Origin of the sequence: Inquilinus sp. (genome assembly GCF_039594555.1) — a bacterium.
Taxonomy (GTDB): domain Bacteria; phylum Pseudomonadota; class Alphaproteobacteria; order DSM-16000; family Inquilinaceae; genus Inquilinus.
Genome location: NZ_JBCNNF010000616.1, coordinates 1 through 2,963 on the forward strand (window position 1 = coordinate 1; position 2,963 = coordinate 2,963).

At 70.8% G+C, this 2,963-nt stretch carries 2 protein-coding genes; both read left to right on the forward strand.

Annotated features, from left to right (window positions below; translation table 11 throughout):
* Positions 1 to 13 precede the first annotated feature (13 nt).
* Positions 14 to 643: a LysE family translocator gene (locus ABDW35_RS35040; protein WP_343718461.1), complete on the forward strand. Its 630-nt coding sequence runs from the start codon at positions 14 to 16 to the stop codon at positions 641 to 643.
* An 85-nt stretch (positions 644 to 728) separates the two neighbouring features.
* Positions 729 to 2,882, forward strand: a complete 2,154-nt coding sequence (scpA, locus tag ABDW35_RS35045; protein WP_343718462.1) for a methylmalonyl-CoA mutase — start codon at positions 729 to 731, stop codon at positions 2,880 to 2,882.
* The last annotated feature ends 81 nt before the right edge of the window (positions 2,883 to 2,963 follow it).

Here is a 2,963-nt window from a genome sequence, read left to right on the forward strand (position 1 = left end):
CGGAGGCCCGCCCATGCCGTCGCTCGCGCATCTGCTGCCGTTCTTCGTCGCGACCGTGCTGATCGCGATCATCCCGGGGCCGGCGATCCTCTACACTGTGGCCCAGACTCTGGCGCGCGGCCGGGCGGCGGGGTTCCGCGCCGCCACCGGCATCGCGGTCGGCGACTTGGTCCATGTCGCCGCCGCGGCGGCCGGGCTGTCGGCGGTGTTCCGCTGGTCGCCGACGCTGTTCCTGGTGGTGAAGATCTTCGGCGCCGCCTATCTGGTCTGGCTCGGCATCCGCATGGTGCGCAGCCGCCGCTCCGGCGACGCCCTGCCGCAGGTGGCGGAGAAGACGGCGCGCCGCGCCTTCGCCGAAAGCGTGACGGTCGAGTTGCTGAACCCGAAAACTGCGCTGTTCTTCATCGCCTTCCTGCCCCAGTTCGTCGATCCGGCCGCCGGCCTGCCGGTCTGGGCCCAGTTCCTGGTGCTGGGGATGATCGTCAACGCGGTGTTCTTCGCGGCGGACGTGGTGACCCTGCTGTGCATCGACCGGGCGATGTCCCGGCTGCGCCGCAGCGAGCGGGTGGCGCGCTGGCTGCGCCTGGCCAGCGGCTCGGCCCTGGTCGGGCTCGGTGCGCATATGGCGCTCAGCCGGAATTAGCCGACAGGCGAAACAATCATGCGCGCCGCGTGACCGCTGCCGGGACCGCTCCTATACTCCCCTCCGTGACAGGAGGAATGCCGCCATGACCGCCTTCGACAAGCCCAGCCCCGCCGATTGGGAGGCGCTGGCCCGGAAGGAGCTGCGCGACCGCCCGCTGGAGGACCTGACGGTCGAGACGGCCGAGGGCGTGGCGGTCAAACCGCTCTACACCGCGGCGGATGTGCCGGAGGGCGCGGCGGGGGAACTGCCGGGCTTCGCCCCCTTCACCCGCGGCGTGCGGGCGACGATGTATGCCGGCCGGCCCTGGACCGTCCGGCAATATGCCGGCTTCTCCACGGCCGAGGCGTCGAACGCCTTCTACCGCGCCAACCTCGCGGCCGGGCAGCAGGGCGTCTCGGTCGCCTTCGACCTCGCCACCCATCGCGGCTATGACAGCGACCATCCGCGCGTGGTCGGCGATGTCGGCAAGGCGGGCGTCGCCATCGATTCCGTCGAGGACATGAAGATCCTGTTCGACGGCATCCCGCTCGACCGCATGTCGGTGTCCATGACCATGAACGGCGCCGTGCTGCCGGTGCTGGCCGGCTACATCGTGGCGGCGGAGGAGCAGGGGGTGCCGGAGGCCAAGCTGTCCGGCACCATCCAGAACGACATCCTCAAGGAGTTCATGGTCCGGAACACCTACATCTACCCGCCCGGGCCGTCGATGCGGATCGTCGCCGACATCATCGCCTACACCGCCGAGCGGATGCCGAAGTTCAACTCGATCTCGATCTCCGGCTACCACATGCAGGAGGCCGGGGCGACGGCGGTGCAGGAGCTGGCTTACACCCTGGCCGACGGGCTGGAATATGTCCGCGCCGCGATCTCACGCGGGCTCGATGTCGACGCCTTCGCCGGGCGCCTGTCCTTCTTCTTCGCCATCGGCATGGACTTCTTCACCGAGGTGGCGAAGCTGCGCGCCGCCCGCCAGCTCTGGGCCGAGCTGATCCAGGCCGAGTTCGCGCCGAAGAAGGCCGAGAGCCTGATGCTGCGCACCCATTGCCAGACCTCCGGCGTGTCGCTGACCGAGCAGGACCCGTACAACAACGTGGTCCGCACCACGGTCGAGGCGCTGGCCGCGGTGCTGGGCGGGACGCAGAGCCTGCACACCAACAGCTTCGATGAAGCGCTCGGCCTGCCCACCCCCTTCTCCGCCCGCATCGCCCGCAACACCCAGCTGATCATCGCCGAGGAGACCGGGGTGACCCGCACGGTCGACCCGCTGGGCGGCAGCTACTATGTCGAGGCGCTGACCGCCGAGCTGGCCTCCAAGGCCCGGGTGCTGATCGACGAGGTCGAGGCCATGGGCGGCATGACCAAGGCGGTCGAGGCCGGCCTGCCGAAGCTGCGGATCGAGGAGAGCGCCACCCGCCGCCAAGCCCGCATCGACCGTGGCGAGCAGGTGATCGTCGGGGTGAACAAATATGCGCCGGACAAGCCCGACCATGTCGAGGTGCTGGCGATCGACAATTCGGCGGTGCGCGAGGCCCAGGTGGCCCGCCTCAGGAAGATCCGGGCCGAGCGCGACGAGGCCGCCTGCCGGTCGGCGCTGGCGGCGCTGACCGCGGCGGCGCGGAGCGGCGAGGGCAACCTGCTGGACCTGGCGGTCAAGGCGACGCGGGCGCGGGCCACGGTCGGCGAGATCTCCGACGCGCTGGAGCAGGTGTTCACCCGCCACCGCGCCGTGATCCGCTCAGTCTCCGGCGTCTATGGCGGCGCCTTCGCCGGCGACGAGGGCTATGCCCGGATCCAGGCCGAGGTTGCGCAGTTCGCCGAAGCCGAGGGCCGCCGGCCGCGCATGCTGGTGGTGAAGATGGGCCAGGACGGCCACGACCGCGGCGCCAAGGTGATCGCCACGGCCTTCGCCGATATCGGTTTCGACGTCGATATCGGCCCCCTGTTCCAGACGCCGGAGGAGGCGGCGCGCCAGGCGATCGAGAACGACGTCCATGTCGTCGGCGTGTCGTCCCAGGCGGCCGGGCATCTGACCCTGGTGCCGCAGCTGATGGACGCGCTGAAGGCCGAGGGCGCCGGCGACATCCTGGTGGTGTGCGGCGGCGTCATCCCGCCGCAGGACTACGAACCGCTGCTGGCCGCCGGCGTCAGCGCCGTCTACGGCCCCGGCACCAACATCCCGCAGGCGGCCGGCGAGATCCTGGCCCTGATCGGCAAGGCGCGGGCGGCAGCGGCGTAGTCCCCCTCACCCTCCCGCCGCCAACGCGGCGGGCCCCTCCCTCTCCCCGAGGAGAGGGGATCGGAGCCGTGGCCCTTTACC

Coding starts and splice junctions, on each gene's coding strand:
- ABDW35_RS35040 (WP_343718461.1), top strand. CDS start 14: ATGCCGTCGCTCGCGCATCTGCTGCCGTTCTTCGTCGCGACCGTGCTG.
- scpA (WP_343718462.1), top strand. CDS start 729: ATGACCGCCTTCGACAAGCCCAGCCCCGCCGATTGGGAGGCGCTGGCC.